General features: G+C 69.4%; 18 protein-coding genes. 5 read left to right on the top strand and 13 right to left on the bottom strand.

The features are described from left to right. Nucleotides 1-236: 236 nt before the first annotated feature. Nucleotides 237-1,265, bottom strand: coding sequence for an RluA family pseudouridine synthase (locus AVJ23_RS09080; protein WP_058861859.1), 1,029 nt, complete (start codon nucleotides 1,263-1,265; stop codon nucleotides 237-239). Between AVJ23_RS09080 and AVJ23_RS09075 the strand changes: the two genes are divergently transcribed. Further along, complete coding sequence (locus AVJ23_RS09075; protein WP_058861858.1) at nucleotides 1,264-1,572, top strand: DUF6476 family protein; 309 nt, start codon at nucleotides 1,264-1,266, stop codon at nucleotides 1,570-1,572. The genes AVJ23_RS09080 and AVJ23_RS09075 overlap by 2 nt on opposite strands. Before the next feature lie 6 nt (nucleotides 1,573-1,578). Here AVJ23_RS09075 and AVJ23_RS09070 read toward each other — a convergent pair whose 3' ends face one another. The 8 genes from AVJ23_RS09070 to AVJ23_RS09035 form a co-directional block, all read right to left on the bottom strand. Then, nucleotides 1,579-2,973 carry a pyridoxal phosphate-dependent decarboxylase family protein gene (locus AVJ23_RS09070; protein ID WP_058861857.1) on the bottom strand — a complete coding sequence of 465 codons (1,395 nt, stop codon included), beginning with the start codon at nucleotides 2,971-2,973 and terminating at the stop codon, nucleotides 1,579-1,581. Between the two features lie 153 nt (nucleotides 2,974-3,126). Further along, nucleotides 3,127-4,113 (bottom strand): ABC transporter substrate-binding protein, encoded by a 987-nt coding sequence (locus tag AVJ23_RS09065; protein ID WP_058861856.1) that lies wholly within the window; start codon nucleotides 4,111-4,113, stop codon nucleotides 3,127-3,129. A gap of 51 nt (nucleotides 4,114-4,164) precedes the next feature. After that, nucleotides 4,165-5,013 carry an ABC transporter permease gene (locus tag AVJ23_RS09060; RefSeq protein WP_058861855.1) on the bottom strand — a complete coding sequence of 283 codons (849 nt, stop codon included), beginning with the start codon at nucleotides 5,011-5,013 and terminating at the stop codon, nucleotides 4,165-4,167. Continuing rightward, a complete protein-coding gene (locus AVJ23_RS09055; RefSeq protein WP_058861983.1) occupies nucleotides 5,010-5,957 on the bottom strand; it encodes an ABC transporter permease in 948 nt (315 codons plus the stop codon). Before AVJ23_RS09055 ends, AVJ23_RS09060 begins: the two co-directional genes overlap by 4 nt. A gap of 286 nt (nucleotides 5,958-6,243) precedes the next feature. Continuing rightward, complete coding sequence (locus AVJ23_RS09050; protein WP_058861854.1) at nucleotides 6,244-7,023, bottom strand: ABC transporter ATP-binding protein; 780 nt, start codon at nucleotides 7,021-7,023, stop codon at nucleotides 6,244-6,246. Continuing rightward, nucleotides 7,020-7,436: a VOC family protein gene (locus tag AVJ23_RS09045; protein WP_099045485.1), complete on the bottom strand. Its 417-nt coding sequence runs from the start codon at nucleotides 7,434-7,436 to the stop codon at nucleotides 7,020-7,022. The genes AVJ23_RS09050 and AVJ23_RS09045 overlap by 4 nt, the downstream gene beginning before the upstream one ends. A gap of 162 nt (nucleotides 7,437-7,598) precedes the next feature. Continuing rightward, complete coding sequence (gene hydA, locus AVJ23_RS09040; RefSeq protein ID WP_058861853.1) at nucleotides 7,599-9,056, bottom strand: dihydropyrimidinase; 1,458 nt, start codon at nucleotides 9,054-9,056, stop codon at nucleotides 7,599-7,601. Nucleotides 9,057-9,221: 165 nt separating this feature from the next. After that, nucleotides 9,222-10,472, bottom strand: coding sequence for a Zn-dependent hydrolase (locus tag AVJ23_RS09035; RefSeq protein ID WP_058861852.1), 1,251 nt, complete (start codon nucleotides 10,470-10,472; stop codon nucleotides 9,222-9,224). A 295-nt stretch (nucleotides 10,473-10,767) separates the two neighbouring features. Between AVJ23_RS09035 and AVJ23_RS09030 the strand changes: the two genes are divergently transcribed. After that, entirely contained in the window at nucleotides 10,768-11,400 is a 633-nt protein-coding gene (locus AVJ23_RS09030; protein WP_058861851.1) for a TetR family transcriptional regulator C-terminal domain-containing protein, read from the top strand. 117 nt (nucleotides 11,401-11,517) lie between these two features. Here AVJ23_RS09030 and preA read toward each other — a convergent pair whose 3' ends face one another. The 4 genes from preA to AVJ23_RS09010 form a co-directional block, all read right to left on the bottom strand. After that, nucleotides 11,518-12,822 (bottom strand): NAD-dependent dihydropyrimidine dehydrogenase subunit PreA, encoded by a 1,305-nt coding sequence (gene preA, locus AVJ23_RS09025; RefSeq protein ID WP_058861850.1) that lies wholly within the window; start codon nucleotides 12,820-12,822, stop codon nucleotides 11,518-11,520. A 96-nt stretch (nucleotides 12,823-12,918) separates the two neighbouring features. Next, nucleotides 12,919-14,244 carry an NAD(P)-dependent oxidoreductase gene (locus AVJ23_RS09020; RefSeq protein ID WP_058861849.1) on the bottom strand — a complete coding sequence of 442 codons (1,326 nt, stop codon included), beginning with the start codon at nucleotides 14,242-14,244 and terminating at the stop codon, nucleotides 12,919-12,921. Between the two features lie 172 nt (nucleotides 14,245-14,416). Continuing rightward, nucleotides 14,417-14,968 (bottom strand): tetratricopeptide repeat protein, encoded by a 552-nt coding sequence (locus tag AVJ23_RS09015; RefSeq protein ID WP_058861848.1) that lies wholly within the window; start codon nucleotides 14,966-14,968, stop codon nucleotides 14,417-14,419. A gap of 30 nt (nucleotides 14,969-14,998) precedes the next feature. Continuing rightward, entirely contained in the window at nucleotides 14,999-15,475 is a 477-nt protein-coding gene (locus tag AVJ23_RS09010; protein WP_058861847.1) for an Lrp/AsnC family transcriptional regulator, read from the bottom strand. 113 nt (nucleotides 15,476-15,588) lie between these two features. Between AVJ23_RS09010 and putA the strand changes: the two genes are divergently transcribed. From putA to AVJ23_RS08995, 3 genes are all read left to right on the top strand, one after another. Continuing rightward, nucleotides 15,589-19,029, top strand: a complete 3,441-nt coding sequence (putA, locus tag AVJ23_RS09005) for a bifunctional proline dehydrogenase/L-glutamate gamma-semialdehyde dehydrogenase PutA (RefSeq protein ID WP_058861846.1) — start codon at nucleotides 15,589-15,591, stop codon at nucleotides 19,027-19,029. Between the two features lie 145 nt (nucleotides 19,030-19,174). Next, nucleotides 19,175-19,918: a rhomboid family intramembrane serine protease gene (locus AVJ23_RS09000; protein ID WP_058861845.1), complete on the top strand. Its 744-nt coding sequence runs from the start codon at nucleotides 19,175-19,177 to the stop codon at nucleotides 19,916-19,918. After that, nucleotides 19,915-20,277, top strand: coding sequence for a GFA family protein (locus tag AVJ23_RS08995; protein WP_058861844.1), 363 nt, complete (start codon nucleotides 19,915-19,917; stop codon nucleotides 20,275-20,277). Before AVJ23_RS09000 ends, AVJ23_RS08995 begins: the two co-directional genes overlap by 4 nt. The last annotated feature ends 33 nt before the right edge of the window (nucleotides 20,278-20,310 follow it).

Below are 20,310 nucleotides of genomic sequence, written 5' to 3'. Positions count from 1 at the left end.
GTCCTCTGACAGTCAACCGTTGATACGAAGCTAAGGTTTCTTCCCGTCGGCGAAACCCGGATTACAGCGCTCTCACATCCATGTGCGGCATGTGTCAGCCGGCGTGTGTCCATGCATATCCGCAGCCCTCCTTCAAGAACCGGGAGGGGTGTATACACATTTGCATTGAAGTTTGTCAAGGCCGACCCGCCTGTGCGCCAGCGCACCCCGCCGGTCCCGCGGGCGGGACGAACGCCTCAGGCCCCGCCCTGCAGGGCCTCCAGCAGCGCGGCCATGTCGGCGGGCAGCGGCGCCTCGAACAGCAGCGCGGCGCCCGTCACCGGGTGGTCGAAGCCCAGCTCGGCCGCGTGCAGCGCCTGCCGGCCGAAGCCCTGCACCGCCGCGGCCGCCTGCGGCCGCAGCGCCGAGCCGGGCAGCTTGCGCCGCCCGCCATAGACCGCGTCGCCCACCAGTGCATGGCCGGCATGCGCCATGTGCACGCGGATCTGGTGGGTGCGCCCGGTCTCCAGCCGGCATTCGACCAGCGACAGGCAGGGCGGCGTGCCGAAACGCTCCAGCAGCTTGACATGGGTGATCGCGTGCCGCCCCTGCCCGTCGAAATAGACTGCCTGCCGCTGCCGGTCGGTCTTGTGCCGCGCCAGCCCCGAGGTGATCGTGATCTCGCCCGCCCCGCGCGAGGACACGCCGCGCGTGCCCATCAGCCGCGGATCGGCGCGGTCGGGCACGCCATGCACCACGGCCCGATAGGCGCGCCGCGCGCTGTGCGCCTCGAACTGGGCGGCCAGCCCGTGATGCGCCCGGTCGGACTTGGCCACCACCAGCAGGCCCGAGGTGTCCTTGTCGATGCGGTGCACGATGCCGGGCCGCTTCTCGCCGCCGATGCCCGACAGCCGGCCGCCGAAATGGTGCAGCAGCGCGTTGACCAGTGTCCCGTCGGGCGAGCCCGGCGCGGGATGCACCACCATGCCCGCCGGCTTGTCGATCACGATCAGGTCGTCATCCTCGAAGACCACCGCCAGCGGGATGTCCTGCGCCGTCACGTCATAGGATTGCGCCGCGGGCACGGCGATCTCGATTGCGTCCCCCTCGGCCACGCGCGCCTTGGGATCGGCCAGCACGACACCCGCGCGCGACACCGCGCCCTCGGCGATCAGCCGCGCCAGCCGCGTGCGCGACAGGGCCGCCGCCTCTGGCACATCGCGCGCCAGCGCCTTATCAAGACGCGGCGGCGGATCGGCCGCGATGATGACACGAAGGATCGACATGTCCGCTCCCGAGCCCGAGGACCTGCCCGAGCCGCCCTCGCTGCGCCTGCTGCGCGTGCTGGTGACGGTGCTCACGGCCGTGATGATCGCCGGGATCACGGGGATCCTCGGCCTGATCTGGCACCGCTATAGCAATGCGCGCGCGCCGCTGCCAGAGGTCATCACCCTGCCCTCGGGCGCCGAGGCCACGGCCTATACCCAAGGCCCCGACTGGTATGCCGTGGTCACCGCCACGGACGAGATCCTGATCTTCGATCGCGCCACCGGCAAGCTGCGCCAGACCCTGCAGATCGCCCCCGCGCCATGAGCCGCTTCACACCCGCGCGGCGATCTCGGTGATCACCTCGTAGGCGGTCTCGGCATCACGCTCGGTCATCTCGAACTGGCCCGCCTGGAAACGGATCGCGACGCGGCCGTCGACCCGGGTCTGGGTCAGGTAGATGCGCCCGTCGGCATTGATCGCCTCGACCAGCGCGAGGTTGTGCGCATCCTCCGGCCCGTGGCGGAAGGTGAAGAGCGACAGCACCGGCTCGGTCACGATCTCGAAGCCAAGAGTCTCGCGCAGCCGCTCGCAAAGCCCCCGGCTCCAGCGTACATGGTCGCGGATCATCCCGCGCAGCCCCTCGAGCCCGTGAAAGCGCAGCAGGAACCACAGCTTGAGCGCCCGGAACCGCCGGCCCAGCGGGATCGACCATTCCGAGTAGTTGATCACCCCGTCCGCGCCATGGGTGCGCAGGTACTCGGGCTGGATCGCCAGCGTCTTCACCAGCGCCTCGGGATCGCGCAGGAAATGCGCCGAACAGTCGAACTGCGCGCCCAGCCACTTGTGCGGGTTGAAGACCACCGAATCCGCCAGCGCGACCCCGTCCCAGAGATCCCGGAACTCGGGGCAGATCATCGCCGCCCCCGCCCAGGCCGCATCCACATGCGAGAACAACCCCTCGTCCCGGGCCACCCCCAGCACGGCGCGCAGATCGTCGCTGCCCCCGGTCGAGGTGCCGCCCGTGCAGGCGATCACCCCCGCCGGCAGGTGCCCCGCCGCCCGGTCCGCCGCGATGGCCGCGCGCAACGCCTGCGCGTCCATGCCCCTGAGCGGCCCGGTCACGGGAATGCGCACCAGGTTGTCCGTGCCGATCCCCGACACCCAGAGCGCCCGGTCGATGGATGTATGCACCTCGCCCGAGCAGTAGATCCGCAGCTGCGGCCCGGGTTTCAGCCCGGCCGTGTTGCCCTGCCAGTCCAGCGCGCGCTCGCGCATCACCAGCACCGCCGCCAAGGTCGCCGAAGAAGCGCTGTCCTGGATCACGCCGGACATCCCGGCCGGCAGGCCCAGCGCATCGCGCAGCCACTCCATCACCCGCGTCTCAAGCTCGGTCGCCGCCGGAGAGGTCTGCCACAGCATGCATTGCGCGGCCATGGCATTGACCAGGTGCTCGGCCACGACCGAGACCGGCGCGGCATTGGCCGGGAAATAGGCAAAGAAGCGGGGATGCTGCCAATGGGTCATGCCGGGCAGGATCAGCCGCTCGAAATCGGCAAAGATCGCCTCCATCGCCTCGCCCTGCTCGGGCGCCGCCTCCGGCACGGCGTGGTAGATCTCGCCCGGTGCGGTCTGCGCGCGCACCGGCCGCTCCGCCAGGCTCCGGCGATAGGCCACGCCCCACTCCGCCGCGCGGCGCGACCATGTCTCGAATTCCTCGGGCGTCATCCGCCTCCCCCTGCTGCCGACGGGCCCGACCCCGGGCCAGCGGAACAGGCCCGGACCGCCCGTGGCGCTCTTTCATCTTTCCGGGAAATACTCCGGGGGTGAGGCCGAAGGCCGAGGGGGCAGCGCCCCCTTCCACCCCCGGCCCCGAAGTCCTCAGTTCAGCGCGGCATCGCTGATCACGTGGGTCCAGGCCCCTTCGGGCTCGCGGGTGATCACCGGGTCCGAGCCGCCGGCCAGCAGCGTGTCCACCGTGCGCTGGTAGTCGTCCGGGTCCAGCGCCCCGTTCGAGCCGGCGGTCAGCTTGGCCACCTCGCCCATCATGCGGATCTGGTGCCCCTCGGTCTGCGCGCCGGTCTCATCATAGTCGAGCACGATCATCGCGGCCTCCTCGGGGTTCTCCTCGGCCCATTTCCAGCCCTGCATCGAGGCGGCCACGAAGCGCTCCATCTTGTCGACGAAGGCCGGATCCTCCAGATCGCCCTCCAGCACGTAGAGCCCGTCCTCGAGCATCGCCACGCCCTGGTCCTCGTATTTGAAGGTCACCAGCTCCTCGGCCGAGACGCCGGCATCGATCACCTGCCAGTACTCGTTATAGGTCATGGTGCTGATGCAATCCGCCTGGCGCTGCAGCAGCGGATCGACGTTGAACCCCTGCTTGAGCACCTCGACCGAGCCCTCGGCCTTGCCATCGGTGGCGATGTCCAGCTGGCTCATCCAGGCCAGGAAGGGAAACTCGTTGCCGAAGAACCAGACCCCCAGCGTGCGGTTGTCCAGGTCGGCCGGCTCCGAGATGCCGGCATCCTTCCAGCAGGTCAGCATCATGCCCGAGGACTTGAAGGGCTGGGCAATGTTGACCAGCGGCAGCCCGTTCTCGCGCGCCGACAGCGCCGCCGGCATCCACTCGACGATGACGTCGGCCCCACCGCCCGCGATCACCTGCGTCGGCGCGATGTCGGGCCCGCCCGGCAGGATCGTCACGTCCAGGTCGGCCTCGTCGTAATAGCCGTTCTCCAGCGCCACGTAATAGCCCGCGAACTGCGCCTGCGTGACCCATTTCAGCTGCAGCGTCACCTCGTCGGCGGCCAGCGCCGGGGTGGCCATGGCAAGGCTTGCGGCCAATGCGTATCCGGTCTGTTTCATGTCTCCAGTCTCCCTGTCGATGTTGGGCGGTCTGCGCCGCCGGTCTTGGATTCAGTGGCCCCGCTGCGAGGCATGCCAGAAGGTGACGCGCCGCTCGATCAGCGACACGAGCCCGTAGAAGAAGGTCCCCGCCAGCGCCGCGACCAGAATGGCCGACCAGACCATGCCAAGGTCAAGCTGTCCGATCGAGGTCGAGATGCGAAAGCCCAGCCCCAGCGTCGGAGAGCCGAAGAACTCGGCAACGATCGCCCCGATCAGCGCCAGCGTGGTGCAGATCTTCAAACCGTTGAAGACGAAGGGCATGGCGGCGGGCAGGCGCAGGTGCCGCAGGGTCTGGCCCCAGCCGGCCGCGTAGGTGCGCATCAGGTCGCGCTGCATGGCGCTGGTCTCCGACAGCCCGGCCACCGTGTTGACCAGCATCGGGAAGAACACCATCAGCACCACCACCGCCGCCTTAGACTGCCAGCCGAAGCCGAACCACATCACCAGGATCGGCGCGGTGCCCACGATGGGCAGGGCCGCCATGAAATTGCCCAGGGGCAGCAGGCCCCGGCGCAGGTAGTCGTAGCGGTCGACCAGCAGGGCCGTCAGGAAGGCCGCGCTGCAGCCGATCACGTAGCCGCCCAGCGCCCCTTTCAGGATGGTCTGCACGAAATCGCGCCAGAGCAGCGGCAGGTTCCCGGCAAAGGTCGCCGCGATCTGGCTGGGCGGCGGCAGGATCACCGCAGGCACGCCCAGCCCGCGCACCAGCAGCTCCCACATGGCCAGCAGCGTCAGGCCGAAGATCAGGGGCACCGCCAGACGCGTGGCCCGCGCCTCGCGCACCGGCCCGTTGGCCAGCCAGAGGTTCAGCCCGAACCCGGCCGCCCAGACCCCGAGTGCTGCAACCACGCCGCTCATGCCATCATCCCCATCCGCCGCAGGGCGCGCCGCTCGGCGGCACCGATCGCCCAGACCAGCACCGCCGCCAGGGCGGCGGCCACCAGAAGCGCGGCCCAGATCTGCGCCGTCTGCCCGTAATAGCTGCCCGCCAGCATGCGCGCGCCCAGCCCGCCCTGCTGCACCGGCAATTCACCCACGATCGCCCCCACCAGGCTCGCCGCGATGGCGATCTTCAGCGAGGCGAAGAGATAGGGCACCGAGGCTGGCAGGCGCAGCTTCCACAATACCGTGGCCGCATCGGCATTATAGGTGCGCATCAGGTCCAGCTGCATCCCGTCGGGGCTGCGCAGCCCCTTCACCATGCCCACGACCACCGGGAAGAAGGACAGGTAGGCCGAGATCACCGCCTTGGGCAGCAGCCCCTGCACTCCGATGGAATAGAGCACCACGATGATCATCGGCGCCAGCGCGACGATGGGGATGGTCTGGCTGACGATCGCCCAGGGCATGACGCTCATGTCCATGACCCGGCTGTGCACGATCCCCACCGCCAACAGGATCCCGAGCCCCGCCCCGATCAGGAAGCCCACGAAGGTCGCGTTCAGCGTGACCAGCCCGTGATAGACAAGGCTGCGGTTCGACAGGCTGCCCGAGCGGACGAGACCGCGCCGGCCGTTCAACTCCTCGTCGATGGTAGACTCGTAGAGCTCGACCAGCACCACATGCGGTGCCGGCAGGCGCGGCCGCTGGCTGCTCCAGCTCGCGCCCAGATGCTCGGGATTGCGCAGCACCAGCGCCCAGTTGCCCATGTCGCGCCGCTCCATGGCGCTCGGCGGCGACACCTCGGCCCCGCCGCGCTCGGCCGCGGTCAGCACCTCGTGCACGTTCATCGGAACCGCCGCGAGGTACCACAGCCCGATCAGGCCAGCGACCATGACAAGAACCGGAGACAGACGTCGCATGCTCATCCCCCGACCCTGCTTTCATCTTTCTCCAAATACTCATGGCGCCCCGCCAGCGGATGGCGCAGGATTTCGAGTATTTTAGGAAAGATGAAAGGATTTCGTGGTGTCCTTCTCCCGCGGTACAGGCTGGAGAGCCGATGACCGCGAAAGGTGAAAGAGGTGCCCTTGTCTCTCCCCAAAGCAAGGGACGGTCCCGCCGGGCAGAGGGCGCCCGATGTCCGGCGGGCCGCACCGGATGGCAGGCCGACCCGGCCGGGCAGCAGGGGGAAGCGCATGGGTCGGCTCATTCCTCGTACCCCGCGCGCAGGCCTTCGCGCACCCGGTGCGCGATCTCGATGAACTCGGGCGTGTCCCGGATGTCGAGCGGGCGCTCGGCGGGCAGCGGGCTTTCGATCACGTCGGTGATCCGGCCCGGGCGCGGGCTCATCACCACGATATGGGTGGACAGGTAGACGGCCTCGGGGATCGAATGGGTGACGAAGCAGATGGTCTTCTGCGTGCGGGCCCAGAGCCGCAGCAACTCCTCGTTCAGCCGGTCGCGCACGATCTCGTCCAGCGCGCCGAAGGGCTCGTCCATCAGCAGGATGTCGGCGTCGAAGGCCAGCGCCCGGGCGATCGAGGCACGCTGCTGCATGCCGCCCGACAGCTGCCAGGGGTATTTCTGCTCGAACCCCGCCAGCTCGACCAGCTCCAGCACGCGCGCCACGCGCTCGGCCTGGTCGCGTTTCGAGTAGCCCATGATCTCGAGCGGCAGGGCAACGTTGCGCCCGATCGTGCGCCAGGGGTAGAGCCCGGCCGCCTGGAAGACATAGCCATAGGCGCGGGCGCGGCGCGCCTCATCCGCGGTCATGCCGTTGACGCTGAGCTTGCCGCCGGTCGGCGTCTCGAGCGCCGCGATGCAGCGCAAAAGCGTGGTCTTGCCGCAGCCCGAGGGGCCGATGAAGCTGACGAAGGCGCCGGGCGGGACGTCGAGGCTGACATCCTGCAGCGCGTGGACCGGACCGTCGGCGGTCACGAAGGTGAGATCGAGTTGGCTGGCCTGGATGACCGGGCGTGCTGTCATGCGGTGGAGCTCCAGAGGGCGGGATCGGCGAATTCGACGGAATTGCCCGCCGGGTCGCGCACGTAGATCGAACGGGGGCCATGCGGCCAGTGGAAATCGCTTTCGATGGCGACGTCATGCGCCGCGAGGTGACGGGCCAACGCATCGAGGCGCTCGGCGGGGACCGCGAAACAGACGTGACCCGGCCCGCGGGCGCCATGCGGCGGGACGGGCAGCGCGTCGGGATCGGGCGGCACTTCGGTGGCGGCGGCGATGAAGGTCAGCAGGACCCCCTCGCCGCAGCGGAAAAACACGTGACGCCCGTCGACCCGCGTGATCCGGTCCAAGCCGATCACGCCACCATAGAAGGCCTCGGCCGCGTCGAGGTCATCGACATAGAGCGCTGCCTCCAGCACGCCGGTCGGGGCGATCATGACGCCCCCTCCGACCCTGTCACACGGCCGGGGCGCCGGGGGCCAAGCCGCTTCGAAGCGCCTTGCGCCAAGCGGGTTGCAACCCGCTTGCCACGCGCTGTGCACAGCGCGTGACCAAGGCCGTTCGAACGGCCTTCCGTCCCGAGCGCCCCTTCCGTCATCTCAGACCCCGCTGGCCGGAATGCCCGAGCGCTGCACCGGGCGCGGCGCGGTCAGGTCCTTCCACTTGGACAGCGCCTTGTTGGTCGGCGTGTTGCCGGCGCGCTTGACGAATTCGCCATGCCCCTCGCGCGAGCGCAGCTCGCCATCATGCACGGCAACATGGCCGCGGGTCAGGGTGAAGCGCGGCAGGCCCTTCACCGTCTTGCCCTCGAAGACGTTGTAATCGATGGCCGAGACCTGCGTGGCGGCGGTGATGGTCTTCTCCTTCTGCGGATCCCAGACCACGATATCGGCATCCGCCCCGGGCAGGATCGCCCCCTTCCTCGGGTAGCAGTTCAGGATCTTGGCGATATTGGTCGAGGTCATCGCGACGAATTCCTCGGGCGTCAGCCGCCCGGTCTCCACCCCGTGGGTCCAGAGCATCGGCATCCGGTCCTCGAGCCCGCCGGTCCCGTTGGGGATCTTGGTGAAATCGCCCACGCCATAGCGCTTCTGTTCCGTGGTGAAGGCGCAGTGATCGGTGGCAACCACCGACAACGAGCCCGCCTGCAGCCCGGCCCAGAGGCTCTCCTGGTGCTTGAGGTTACGGAAGGGCGGCGACATCACGCGCCGCGCGGCGTGGTCCCAGTCCTTGTTCATGTACTCGCTCTCGTCCAGCGTCAGGTGCTGGATCAGCGGCTCGCCCCAGACCCGCTTGCCCTGCTGGCGCGCTCGCCGGATCGCCTCATGCGCCTCCTCGCAGCTGACATGCACGATATAGAGCGGCACGCCCGCCATGTCGGCGATCATGATGGCGCGATTCGCCGCCTCGCCCTCGACCTGGGTGGGGCGCGAATAGGCATGCGCCTCGGGGCCGGTATTGCCCTCGGCCATCAGCTTGGCCTGCAGCTCGGCCACCACGTCGCCGTTCTCGGCATGCACCATGGCGATGCCGCCCAGCTCCCCCAACCGCTTGAAGGACGAGAACATCTCGTCATCATTCACCATCAGCGCGCCCTTGTAGGCCATGAAATGCTTGAAGGTGTTGATGCCGCGCTCTTCGATCACGGTCTTCATCTCGTCGAAGACCTGCTCGCCCCACCAGGTCACCGCCATGTGGTAGGAATAGTCGCAATGCGCCCGGCCGGACTTGTTGTCCCACATCTGCAGCGCATCCAGCAGCCCCTGCCCGTCGGGCGCGGGCAGCGCAAAATCCACCACCATCGTCGTGCCGCCGGCCAGCGCCGCCCGCGTGCCGCTGTCGAAATCATCCGTGGAATAGGTGCCCATGAAGGGCATCTCCAGGTGCGTATGCGGGTCGATCCCGCCCGGCATCACGTAACAGCCGGTGGCGTCCAGCTCCTCGTCACCCGTCAGGCCCTCGCCGATCTCGATGATCCTGCCGCCGTCGATCAGCACATCCGCCTTGTAGCTGCGGTCATGCGTCGTGACGGTGCCGTTCTTGATCACTGTGGTCATGGTCTTGTCTCCCTTGTCTCGCCCCTCGGGCGCGCCGGTCTTGCGCCGGCAATATCCTCGCCGTGTCCCTGCCCCCGCCCGACCTGCCGAAGCGCCCCCGGCTCCCCCATCTTTGGTCGGGAAATATCCCGGGGGTGAGCCCGCAGGGCGAGGGGGCAGCGCCCCCTACTCCACGATCTCCGCCGTCTCGACCACGGCGTGGAACAGCACGTCGGCGCCGGCCCGCGCCCAGTCCTTGCTGATCTCCTCGGCCTCGTTGTGGCTCAACCCGTCGACGCAGGGGCACATCACCATCGCCGTGGGCGCCACCTGGTTGATCCAGCAGGCGTCGTGCCCCGCGCCCGAGATGATGTTGCGATGCGAATAGCCCAGCCGCTCGGCGGCGGCGCGCACCGCGGCCACGCAGCCCTCGTCGAAGGCGACCGGGTCGAACCCGCCCACCTTCTCGAAGGCGACCTCCAGCCCCATCTCGTCGCAGATCGCCTGTGCCTCGGTGCGCAACCGGGCCTCCATGTCCTCGATCACCGCCAGCTCGGGCGACCGGAAATCGACCGTGAACACGGCCTTGCCCGGGATCACGTTGCGCGAGTTGGGATGGACCTCGATATGGCCCGCCGCGCCCACCGCGTGGGGCTTGTGGCTCCAGGCGATCTCGTCGACCTTGTCGAGGATCCGCGCCATGCCCAGCCCGGCATTGCGGCGCATCGGCATGGGGGTGGAGCCGGTATGGCTGTCCTTGCCGGTCACGGTGACCTGCGTCCAGGACAGGCCCTGGCCATGGGTCACGACGCCGATATCGACGCCCTCGGCCTCGAGGATCGGGCCCTGCTCGATATGCAGCTCGAAGAAGGCATGCATCTTGCGCGCGCCGACCTCTTCCTCGCCCTTCCAGCCGATGCGCTCCAGCTCGTCGCCGAAACGCTTGCCCTCGGCATCGACCCGGTCATAGGCCCAGTCCTGCGCATGCACGCCCGCAAAGACGCCCGAGGAGAGCATCGCCGGCGCATAGCGGGTGCCTTCCTCGTTGGTCCAGTTGGTGACCACGATCGGATGCTTCGTGCGGATGTTCAGGTCGTTTAGCGAGCGCAGGATCTCCAGCCCGCCCAGCACGCCCAGCACCCCGTCATACTTGCCGCCGGTGGGCTGGGTGTCGAGATGGCTGCCCACATAGACCGGCAGCGCATCCGGATCGGTGCCCTCGCGGCGGGCGAACATGTTGCCCATCGTGTCGAGCCCCATGGTGCAGCCCGCCGCCTCGCACCAGCTCTGGAACAGCGCGCGGCCCTCGGCATCGGCATCGGTCAGGGTCTGGCGGTTGTTGCCCCCCGCGACACCGGGGCCGATCCTGGCCATCTCCATCAGGCTGTCCCACAGCCGCTCGCTGTTGATCCTCAGGTTCTCGCCGGGGGCTGCCATGATCTCTCCTATCTCTGTCGGGCTGCGATGCCAGAGGCCGGCGCGCCCACCCGTCCCGGCACACGGCCCGCGCCGGAGCGGGACAGACCCGCCTGCCCTGCGCGGGGCGTCGCGTGCTGGTCGTCTTCGGGTCGGGCCACGCCTGTCTCTCCACCGTGCCGGCGCGACGCGCGGATGCGTCGCAGCATTCATTTGACCAATCGGTCAAAGACACGCTACCAGAGGCGCGGGGTCAGTCAAGCGATGCGCTGCAAGGCTGGGCGATTGCACAAGATGCGGGCAGGAAAGGACGCGCATGGCTGAAATCCCGGCAGAGCCGCAATCGGGGCGCGGGCGCACCCGCATCCAGAAGGCCAAGCGGCAGGCCATTCTCGAGGCGGCGCTGGATGTCTTTTCGCAGGACGGGTTCCGCGGTGCGACGCTGGACCGGATCGCCACGGCGGCGGGCCTGTCCAAGCCGAACCTGCTCTATTACTTCCCGTCGAAAGAGGCGATCTATGCCGAGCTGCTGACCGGTCTTCTGTCGACCTGGCTGGACCCGCTCCGTGCGATCGACCCCGAGGGCGAGCCGCTGGACGAGATGCTGGCCTATGTGCGGCGCAAGCTGGACCTGTCACGCGACTTTCCCCGCGAAAGCCGGCTCTTCGCCAACGAGATCCTGCGCGGCGCGCCGAACCTGGGCGATCTTCTGTCGGGGGATCTGCGCGCGCTGGTGGACCAGACCGCCGCCGTCTTGCGCGGCTGGATCGCGGAGGGGCGGCTGGCCCCGGTCGATCCCAAACACACGATCTTCTCGATCTGGGCACTGACCCAGCACTATGCGGATTTCGACGTGCAGATCTGCGCGGTGCTGGGCGGCGACGACCCGTTCGACGGTGCCGCCACGCACCTGGAGACGGTCTTCACCCGGCTGCTGGCCCCGCGGTGAAAGCCGCTTCGAAGCGGCTTGGTCCAAGCGCCTTGCAAGGCGCTTTCCGAACGCGGTTGCAACCGCGTTGACCAAGCCCGTTCGAACGGGCTTGGCCCCGTGTGAAAGCAGCGCGCCCTACTCGGCCGCCTGCGCCATCGGGTTGTTGGGATGGGTCGTCCAGTTGGCATATTCGTCGGACACGGTCCGGCCGGTGCGCGGGTCGACCGCTCCCTCGGGCAGCCGCTCCATGGTGATGCAATCCTCGACCGGGCAGACATCCACGCAGAGGTTGCAGGCCACGCATTCATCATCCTTCACGGTAAAGACCCGCTCGGGCGACATGTCGATGGCCTGGTGGCTGGTATCCTCGCAGGCCGCGTAGCAGCGCCCGCACTTGATGCAGGCATCCTGGTCGATGCGCGCCTTGGTCACGTAGTTGAGGTTGAGATACTGCCAGTCGGTCACGTTGGGCACCGCACGGCCCACGAAATCCGACACCGCGCGATAGCCCTTCTCGTCCATCCAGCCCGACAGGCCGCGCTTCATCTCTTCCACCACCTTGAAGCCGTAGGTCATCGCTGCGGTACAGACCTGCACGGTGCCGCAGCCCAGCGCCATGAACTCGGCCGCGTCGCGCCACGTGGTCACGCCGCCGATCCCCGAGATCGGCAGGCCATGCGTCTGGGGATCGCGGGCGATCTCCGACACCATGGACAGCGCGATGGGCTTGACTGCCGGGCCGCAATAGCCGCCATGGCTGCCCTTGCCGTCGATGGTCGGCTCGGGCGCGAAACTGTCGAGATCGACCGCGGTGATCGAGTTGATCGTGTTGATCAGGCTGACCGCGTCGGCCCCGCCGTTCTTTGCCGCCGCGGCCGGCTTGCGGATATCGGTGATGTTGGGCGTCAGCTTCACGATCACGGGGCGGTCGTAATACGTCTTGCACCAGCGGGTGACCATCTCGATATATTCCGGCACCTGACCCACGGCCGAGCCCATGCCGCGCTCGCTCATCCCGTGCGGGCAGCCGAAATTCAGCTCGATCCCGTCGGCGCCGGTCTCGGCCACGCGCGGCAGGATCGCCTTCCAGGCCGCCTCCTCGCAGGGCACCATGATCGACACGATCATCGCCCGGTCGGGGTAATCCGCCTTGACCCGCGCGATCTCCTCGAGGTTCACCTCGAGCGGGCGGTCGGTGATCAGCTCGATATTGTTGAGCCCCAAGAGCCGCCGGTCGGCCCCGTAGAGCGCGCCGTAGCGCGGCCCGTTCACGTTGACCACGGGCGGGCCCTCGGCGCCCAGCGTCTTCCAGACGACGCCGCCCCAGCCCGCCTCGAAGGCGCGGCGCACATTGTATTCCTTGTCGGTGGGCGGCGCCGAGGCCAGCCAGAACGGGTTGGGGCTCTTGATGCCCAGGAAGTCGGTCGTCAGGTCGGCCATTTTCAGCTCTCCTCCGGAAAAATGTGATGCGCGGGGCCCGGATCGGTCCGCCGCAGCTGGTGGGGCCGGGGGCGGCGCGCGCGCGCCCCGGGCCCGTCACGCGGTCAGGCGCGCATGGATGTCCTCGGCCGCATCGCGCCCCTCGGCCACGGCGACCACGGTCAGGTCCTCGCCGGCGGTGCAGTCGCCCCCGGCCCAGACCCCGTCGAGCGAGGTGCGCCCCGGGCCGGTCACGGCGATCTTGCGCCCGTCCATCTCGGGGCCCTCCACCGGCACGAGGCTTTGCCCGATGGCGCGGAAGACCTGGTCGGCGGGAAGGCGCAGGCGCTCGCCCGTGCCCTCGAGCCGCCCGTCGCGCTCGGCGGTGTATTCCAGCTCGATCTCGACGGCCGCGCCGTTGCCATGCACGGCGACCGGCATGACATTGTCGATGATCCGCACCCCCTTGGAGGTCGCGAGATCCTGCTCGAACCGGCTGGCGCCCATGCGGTCGCGGCCGCGGCGATAGGCGATGGTCACGTTCTCGGCGCCCAGCAGGCGGGATTGCACGGCCACGTCCACCGCGGTCATGCCGCCGCCGATCACCACCACGTTGCGCCCGACGGGCAGCGCGGACAGGTCGTCGGCCTGTCGCAGATCAGCGATGAAGCCCACGGCGTCGGTCACCCCGTCACGCTCGGCCCCCTCGACGCCGAGGTCGTTCACGCCGCCAAGGCCCACGCCCAGGAAGACCGCGTCATACTCAGCGCGCAGCGTCTCCAGCGCCAGCTCGCGGCCCAGCGACTGCCCGCCCTTCCAGGTGATGCCGCCGATCCCCATCAGCCACTCGACCTCGCGCGCGGCGAAATCCTGCGGCGTCTTGTAGGCGGCGATGCCGTATTCGTTCAGCCCGCCGGGCTTGTCGCGCGCATCGTAGAGGTCGACCGCATGACCCTTCATCGCCAGCCGGTGCGCACAGGCCAGACCCGCCGGGCCGGCCCCGACCACGGCGACGCGCTTGCCCGTCTCGGGCGCGCGGGTGAAGGGGTGTCCCTGCCGCGCCATCAGGCTGTCGGTGGCGTGGCGCTGCAGCCGGCCGATCTCGACCGGCTTGCCCTCGGCCAGCTCGCGCACGCAGGCCTCTTCGCAGAGCGTCTCGGTCGGGCAGACCCGGGCGCACATGCCGCCGAGGATGTTCTGCTCGAGGATCGTGCGCGCCGCCGCCTCGGGCATGCCGGTCTGGATCTGCCGGATGAAGAGCGGGATGTCGATATCGGTGGGACAGGCCGTGATGCAGGGCGCATCGTGGCAGAAATAGCAGCGATCCGCGGCGACCTGCGCCTCGTGATCGTCATAGGCGGGGTGCAGATCGGCAAAATTCCGGGCGATCTCCTCGGCCGGCAGCCGCCCTGCGGCGATCCCTGGTGTCAACGGGCTGGTCATCACGCCTCCCTTCAGCGGTTTTGAAGAAAGAGTGCCACGTCTGAAAATTTTATCAATCGGTAAAATTTCGGAAGATGCCGGATTCTTGCGCCACAGGCCGCTGCTGCCGCAAAAAGCGGCAAGATCCCGGCGGTCCGGGGCAAGACAGTGTCAAACGGAGGTGTTTGCGCGCCTAGAGCTCTTCACCCGGCAGCGGCTTGAGCAGGGCGCGTTCGGAAAGCCACGGGTTGATCTCGAGCGCGGCGCGCAGGGCGGCCTGCCCCTCGGCCTCGCGCCCGAGCGCCAGGAGCGTCAGCGCGCGGCCCGACAGCGCGCCCACGTGGCGCGGGCGCAGTTCCAGCGCGCGGTCCAGATCGGGCAGCGCCGCGGCATAGTCCTGCCGCAGGTAGTTGACGAAGGCGCGCTGGTTGTAGCCCTCGGCATAGAACGGGCAGTAGCCGACCAGCGCGTCGAACCGGTCGAGCGCGCGCAGGAAGTCGAACTGGGCCCGGGCGCGCATCCCCTCGTCCAGCATCGCCTGGCTGGGTTCGTCCGGCGCGTCATCCCACAGCGCCCACATCTGCGCGGTGATCTGGCGCGCGGCCATCGCGTCGGGCGCGTTGCGCAGCTGCTGGTAGAGCGGCGCCATCTGACCCGAGATGTCGGGCGCCTCGGGGCAGCCATCCGCCTGCAACGGCGAGCCAACGGACAGGGCAACGGGCAGCACGGTCACGAGATGTCGCATGGCTCCACTCTGCCCGAGCGCCCCGCCCGATCAAGTCACGTCTGCGAGACCCATCTCCTTGACCGCCTCCATCGCCACGTAGGTCGAGGTCGAGGCCACGCCCGGCAGGGTCGAGACATGCTCGGCCAGCACGCGGCGATAGCTGGGCATGTCCTGCGTGCGCACCTTGAGCAGGTAGTCGAAATTCCCCGCGATCAGGTGGGCCTGCTCGATCTCGGGAATCTGCACGACGGCGGCGTTGAAGGCGGCCAGCGTGTCCTCGCGTGTGTCGACCATGCGCACCTCGACAAAGGCCACGTGATCCATGCCCAGCCGGATCGGGTCGAGCAGCGCGCGGTAGCCCACGATCACGCCGTCCTCCTCCAGCCGGCGCAGCCGCGCCTGGGTCGGCGATTTCGACAGCCCGATGCGGCGGGCCAGCTCGGTGATCGAGATCCGCCCTTCGGCGGCCAGCACGGTGAGAATCGCCTGGTCGAACCGGTCGAGGCCGGACTGTTCGTTTTGCATGGCCGCACCCCGGTTATTCAAGACGAACGGTAACATGGCGGGCGTCATTCGGTCAATTTGCCTGTTGCCTTGCGTGTAGACTGCCCGAAACGCACCAGACGGGGATTGCACCGATGCATCATGACACGCTGAGCGACCTGCGCGCCCGGATCGACCGCCAGACCTATGCGGACGAGGAGGCGGTGCTGGAGGCGCTGCGCGCCGAGGCGGCCCTGTCCGAGGCGGACCGCCAGCGGATCTCGGCGGATGCGGCGACGCTGGTGCGCGACATCCGCGGCGCGACCCGGCCCGGGCTGATGGAGGTCTTCCTGGCCGAGTACGGGCTGTCCACCGACGAGGGCATCGCGCTGATGTGCCTGGCCGAGGCGCTGCTGCGCGTGCCCGATCCCGGCACGATCGACGCGCTGATCGAGGACAAGATCGCGCCCTCCGACTGGGGCCGGCACCTGGGCCATTCGACCTCGCCGCTGGTCAATGCCTCGACCTGGGCGCTGATGCTGACCGGCAAGGTGCTGGAGGACACGCCGCCCGGCCCGGTGACGCACCTGCGCGGAGCGCTCAAGCGGCTGGGCGAGCCGGTGATCCGCAAGGCGGTGGGCCGGGCCATGCGCGAGATGGGCGCGCAATTCGTGCTGGGCGAGACCATCGAGGCGGCGATGAAGCGCGGCGCCAAGATGGAGGCCAAGGGCTATGCCTACAGCTACGACATGCTGGGCGAGGCCGCGCGCACCGAGGCGGATGCCCGCCGCTACCACCTGTCCTATTCCAAGGCGATCTCTGCGATTTCCGAGGCCGCGACCTCGTCGGACATCCGCGACAATCCCGGCATCTCGGTCAAGCTCTCGGCGCTGCACCCGCGCTATGACGAGCTGCAGGCCGAGGCCGCGCGGGCCGTTCTGGTGCCGCGCCTGCGCACGCTGTGCGGGCTGGCGCGCAGCGCCGGGATCGGGCTGAACATCGACGCCGAGGAGGCCGACCGCCTGTCGCTCTCGCTGGACGTGATCGCCGAGGTGCTGGCCGATCCCGCGCTGCGCGACTGGGACGGGTTCGGCGTGGTGGTGCAGGCCTATGGCCAGCGCGCCGGCGCGGTGCTGGACTGGCTCTACGCGCTGGCCGGGCGGCTGGATCGCCGCATCATGGTGCGGCTGGTCAAGGGCGCCTACTGGGACAGCGAGATCAAGAAGGCGCAGGTCATGGGCGTGCCCGGCTTCCCGGTCTTCACCTCGAAATCGGCGACCGACATCTCCTACATCGCCAATGCGCGCAAGCTCCTGGGCATGACCGACCGGATCTACCCGCAATTCGCCACGCATAACGCGCATACGGTGGCGGCGATCCTGCACATGGCCGGCAATGACACGGATAGTTTCGAGTTCCAGCGCCTGCACGGCATGGGCGAGACGCTGCACGGGCTGGTCAAGGACACGCACGGCACGCGCTGCCGCATCTACGCGCCGGTGGGCGCGCATCGCGACCTGCTGGCCTACCTGGTGCGGCGCCTGCTGGAGAACGGGGCCAACTCCTCTTTCGTGAACCAGATCGTCGACGAGGAAGTCGCGCCCGAAACCGTGGCCGCCGACCCGTTCCAGATGCCCCTGCCCGCGCGGCTCACCCCCGGCACCGAGCTGTTCCGCCCCGAGCGGCCCAATTCCCGCGGCTTCGACCTGCGCGACCGGCCCGAGCTGGCGGCGATCGACAGCGCCCGCGGCGCCTACAAGACCCATTCCTGGACCGCGGCGCCGCTGGTGGCCGACAGCGCGGCAGCCAAGGGCGACAGTGCCGAGCTGATCAACCCCGCGCATCCCCGCGACGTGGTGGGCCGCGTCACCTGGGCCACGCCCGACACCGTGGCGGCCGCCGTCGCGGCGGCAGAACGCTGGGACGCCCCCGCCCCCGCCCGGGCCGAGACCCTGAACCGGGCCGCCGATCTCTACGAGGCGCATTTCGGCGAGCTCTTCGCCCTGCTGCACCGCGAGGCCGGCAAGTCGCTGATGGATGCCGTGGCCGAGCTGCGCGAGGCGGTGGATTTCCTGCGCTACTACGCCGCCCATGGCGACAGCCCCGCCGGGCCGCGCGGCACCTTCGCCTGCATCTCGCCCTGGAACTTCCCGCTGGCGATCTTCACCGGGCAGGTCTCGGCCGCGCTGGCCGCCGGCAACGCGGTGCTGGCCAAGCCGGCCGAGCAGACCCCGCTGATCGCGCATCGCGCGGTGCAGCTGCTGCACGAAGCCGGGGTGCCCGCCACCGCGCTGCAGCTGTTGCCCGGCGCGGGCGAGGTCGGTGCCGCGCTGACCTCGAACCCGGGCGTGGACGGGGTGGCCTTCACCGGCTCGACCGAGACGGCGCAGATCATCCATCGCGCCATGGCCGCGCATCTCGACCCCGGCGCGCCCCTGATCGCCGAGACCGGCGGGCTGAACGCGATGATCGTCGACAGCACCGCACTGCCCGAACAGGCCGTGCAGGCGATCCTCGAATCGGCCTTCCAGTCGGCCGGCCAGCGCTGCTCGGCGCTGCGCTGCCTCTACGTGCAGCAGGACATCGCCGACGAGTTCCTGACCATGCTGACCGGCGCCATGGACACGCTGGTCATGGGCGACCCGTGGGACCCGGCCTGCGACCTCGGGCCGGTGATCGACGCCGAGGCGCGTGCCGGCATCCTGGCCCATATCGAGGCCGCCCGCGCCGAGGGCCGGGTGCTCAAGACCGCGCCCATGCCCGGGACGGGCCATTTCGTGCCCCCCACCCTGATCCGCGTCGACGGGATCGAGGATCTCGAGCGCGAGATCTTCGGCCCGGTGCTGCACGTGGCCACCTTCCGGGCCGAGCGCATCGACGCGGTGATCGACGCCGTCAACGGCACCGGCTACGGGCTGACCTTAGGACTGCAGACCCGGATCGACGACCGGGTCCAGCACGTGGCCGACCGCATCCATGCCGGCAATGTCTACGTGAACCGCAACCAGATCGGTGCCATCGTGGGCAGCCAGCCCTTCGGCGGCGAGGGGCTGTCGGGCACCGGGCCCAAGGCCGGCGGGCCGCTCTATCTCGACCGGTTCCGCGCCCATCCCGCCCCGGTGCAGCAGGCCGCGCCCGAAGGGACCCAGCCCCTGCCCGCCCGCAGCGCCGCCGACAAGCTCAAGCGCATGGGTCCGCCGCCCGCGCCCGAGCGCCGCGACCTGCCCGGCCCGACCGGCGAGGCCAACCAGTACAGCACCCTGTCCCGCGCGCCGGTGCTCTGCCTCGGCCCCGGTACGGCGGCTGCGAACGCGCAGGCCGAGGCCGTCCGCGCCCTGGGCGGCCAGCCCTGCGAGATCCCCCAGGGGCTGGCGCCCGAGGCGCTGGTCAGCTTGCAGGGCTTCTCCGGGGCGATCTGGTGGGGCGATGCCGACACGGCCCGCGCCCTGCGGCAGGAACTGGCGCTGCGCGCCGGGCCGATCCTGCCGCTGATCACCGGGCACCCTGATGCCGGCCATGTCCGCGCCGAGCGGCATGTCTGCATCGACACCACCGCGGCCGGCGGCAATGCCGCGTTGCTGGCCGGGCGCGACTGAGCCGGAGAGCCCGGGGAACACCAGGGGGAAAGCGCGCGCCGCCTTCCCCCTTGACGCCGCCCCGGGGCCGCCCGGGCCCCGTACCGGGCAGGGCAATGCGCCGCGCGACCTTGACGCGGGGCCGCGCGATGCCAAGCTTCTGTCCATGTTCCCGATCCGTGATCACAACCCCTCCGGCCGCACGCCCTTCGTGACCTACGCGCTGATCGCGGCCAATATCGCGATCTATTTCGCCACGTGGGAGCTCAGCCAGTCGCCCCGCGCGCTGCTGGCCTTCTATGCCGATTTCGCGCTGGTCCCGGCCTTCCTGTCGGATGGCTACGGCTTCTCGGGGCTGGTCACCTCGATGTTCCTGCATGGCGGGCTGCTGCATCTGGGCGGCAACATGCTGTTCCTGTTCATCTTCGGCGACAATATCGAGGACGAGCTGGGGCATCTGGGCTTCGCGCTCTTCTACCTCGCCGCCGGGGTCGGGGCGGGTCTGGTGCACGTGTTCTCGGCGCCCTACTCGGTCGTGCCCACGGTGGGCGCCTCGGGCGCCATTGCCGGGGTCATGGGCGGCTACCTGCTGCTCTTCCCGCGCGCCCGCGTCGACATCCTGATCTTCCTCGTGGTGATCATCCGGATCCTGCCGATCCCGGCCTGGCTGATGCTGGCGCTCTGGTTCGGGATGCAGGTGCTGGGGGGCTGGGGCGCCGCGCCGGACGAGGGCGGGGTCGCCTACTGGGCCCATGCCGGCGGCTTCGTGATCGGGCTGCTGCTGACCGTGCCGATCTGGCTCCGGCAGGGCGGGCCGCGCTTCTGGCGGCGCCATCACGGCCACCCGCCGCATCGCCCCGCCCGCTACCAGCGCGCGACCACCCGCATCCCGAGGATCCCGCGCCGATGACCGTCACCGCCACCTGCCATTGCGGCGCCGTCGCGCTGCGCGTGACCCTCTCGGACGGGCTGCGCACCGCCCGGCGCTGCGACTGCTCCTTCTGCCGCCGCCGCGGCGCGCCCGCCGTCTCGGCCCCGCTGGACGGGCTCGAGATCCTGCGCGGCGAGGCCGCGCTGACCCGCTACAGCTTCGGCACCCACACTGCCCGACATCACTTCTGCCGGATCTGCGGCATCTACATGTTCCACCGGCGCCGGTCGAACCCGAACGAATTCGGCGTCAACCTCTACACGATCGACGGCGCGCTGCCCGGGGATGTCGAGCCCGTGCCCTGGGTCGACGGCATCAACCACCCTTCCGACGGCTGAGACGGGGCCTGCCTTTCATCTTTCCGAAAATAC

It is taken from the genome of Pseudoponticoccus marisrubri (genome assembly GCF_001482405.1).
GTDB classification, from domain to species: Bacteria; Pseudomonadota; Alphaproteobacteria; order Rhodobacterales; family Rhodobacteraceae; genus Pseudoponticoccus; species Pseudoponticoccus marisrubri.
Note: the sequence above shows the minus strand (reverse complement) of the source record. Positions and strands in the feature narration are given on the sequence as shown.

What these genes read in the sequence shown, in the direction of transcription:
- AVJ23_RS08995 (WP_058861844.1), top strand. Translation starts at nt 19,915, where the DNA reads ATGACCGTCACCGCCACCTGCCATTGCGGCGCCGTCGCGCTGCGCGTG.
- AVJ23_RS09020 (WP_058861849.1), bottom strand. Translation starts at nt 14,244, where the DNA reads ATGACCAGCCCGTTGACACCAGGGATCGCCGCAGGGCGGCTGCCGGCC.
- hydA (WP_058861853.1), bottom strand. Translation starts at nt 9,056, where the DNA reads ATGACCACAGTGATCAAGAACGGCACCGTCACGACGCATGACCGCAGC.
- AVJ23_RS09050 (WP_058861854.1), bottom strand. Translation starts at nt 7,023, where the DNA reads ATGACAGCACGCCCGGTCATCCAGGCCAGCCAACTCGATCTCACCTTC.
- AVJ23_RS09065 (WP_058861856.1), bottom strand. Translation starts at nt 4,113, where the DNA reads ATGAAACAGACCGGATACGCATTGGCCGCAAGCCTTGCCATGGCCACC.
- AVJ23_RS09015 (WP_058861848.1), bottom strand. Translation starts at nt 14,968, where the DNA reads ATGCGACATCTCGTGACCGTGCTGCCCGTTGCCCTGTCCGTTGGCTCG.
- AVJ23_RS09080 (WP_058861859.1), bottom strand. Translation starts at nt 1,265, where the DNA reads ATGTCGATCCTTCGTGTCATCATCGCGGCCGATCCGCCGCCGCGTCTT.
- putA (WP_058861846.1), top strand. Translation starts at nt 15,589, where the DNA reads ATGCATCATGACACGCTGAGCGACCTGCGCGCCCGGATCGACCGCCAG.
- AVJ23_RS09030 (WP_058861851.1), top strand. Translation starts at nt 10,768, where the DNA reads ATGGCTGAAATCCCGGCAGAGCCGCAATCGGGGCGCGGGCGCACCCGC.
- AVJ23_RS09055 (WP_058861983.1), bottom strand. Translation starts at nt 5,957, where the DNA reads ATGCGACGTCTGTCTCCGGTTCTTGTCATGGTCGCTGGCCTGATCGGG.
- preA (WP_058861850.1), bottom strand. Translation starts at nt 12,822, where the DNA reads ATGGCCGACCTGACGACCGACTTCCTGGGCATCAAGAGCCCCAACCCG.
- AVJ23_RS09070 (WP_058861857.1), bottom strand. Translation starts at nt 2,973, where the DNA reads ATGACGCCCGAGGAATTCGAGACATGGTCGCGCCGCGCGGCGGAGTGG.
- AVJ23_RS09010 (WP_058861847.1), bottom strand. Translation starts at nt 15,475, where the DNA reads ATGCAAAACGAACAGTCCGGCCTCGACCGGTTCGACCAGGCGATTCTC.
- AVJ23_RS09060 (WP_058861855.1), bottom strand. Translation starts at nt 5,013, where the DNA reads ATGAGCGGCGTGGTTGCAGCACTCGGGGTCTGGGCGGCCGGGTTCGGG.
- AVJ23_RS09045 (WP_099045485.1), bottom strand. Translation starts at nt 7,436, where the DNA reads ATGATCGCCCCGACCGGCGTGCTGGAGGCAGCGCTCTATGTCGATGAC.
- AVJ23_RS09075 (WP_058861858.1), top strand. Translation starts at nt 1,264, where the DNA reads ATGTCCGCTCCCGAGCCCGAGGACCTGCCCGAGCCGCCCTCGCTGCGC.
- AVJ23_RS09035 (WP_058861852.1), bottom strand. Translation starts at nt 10,472, where the DNA reads ATGGCAGCCCCCGGCGAGAACCTGAGGATCAACAGCGAGCGGCTGTGG.
- AVJ23_RS09000 (WP_058861845.1), top strand. Translation starts at nt 19,175, where the DNA reads ATGTTCCCGATCCGTGATCACAACCCCTCCGGCCGCACGCCCTTCGTG.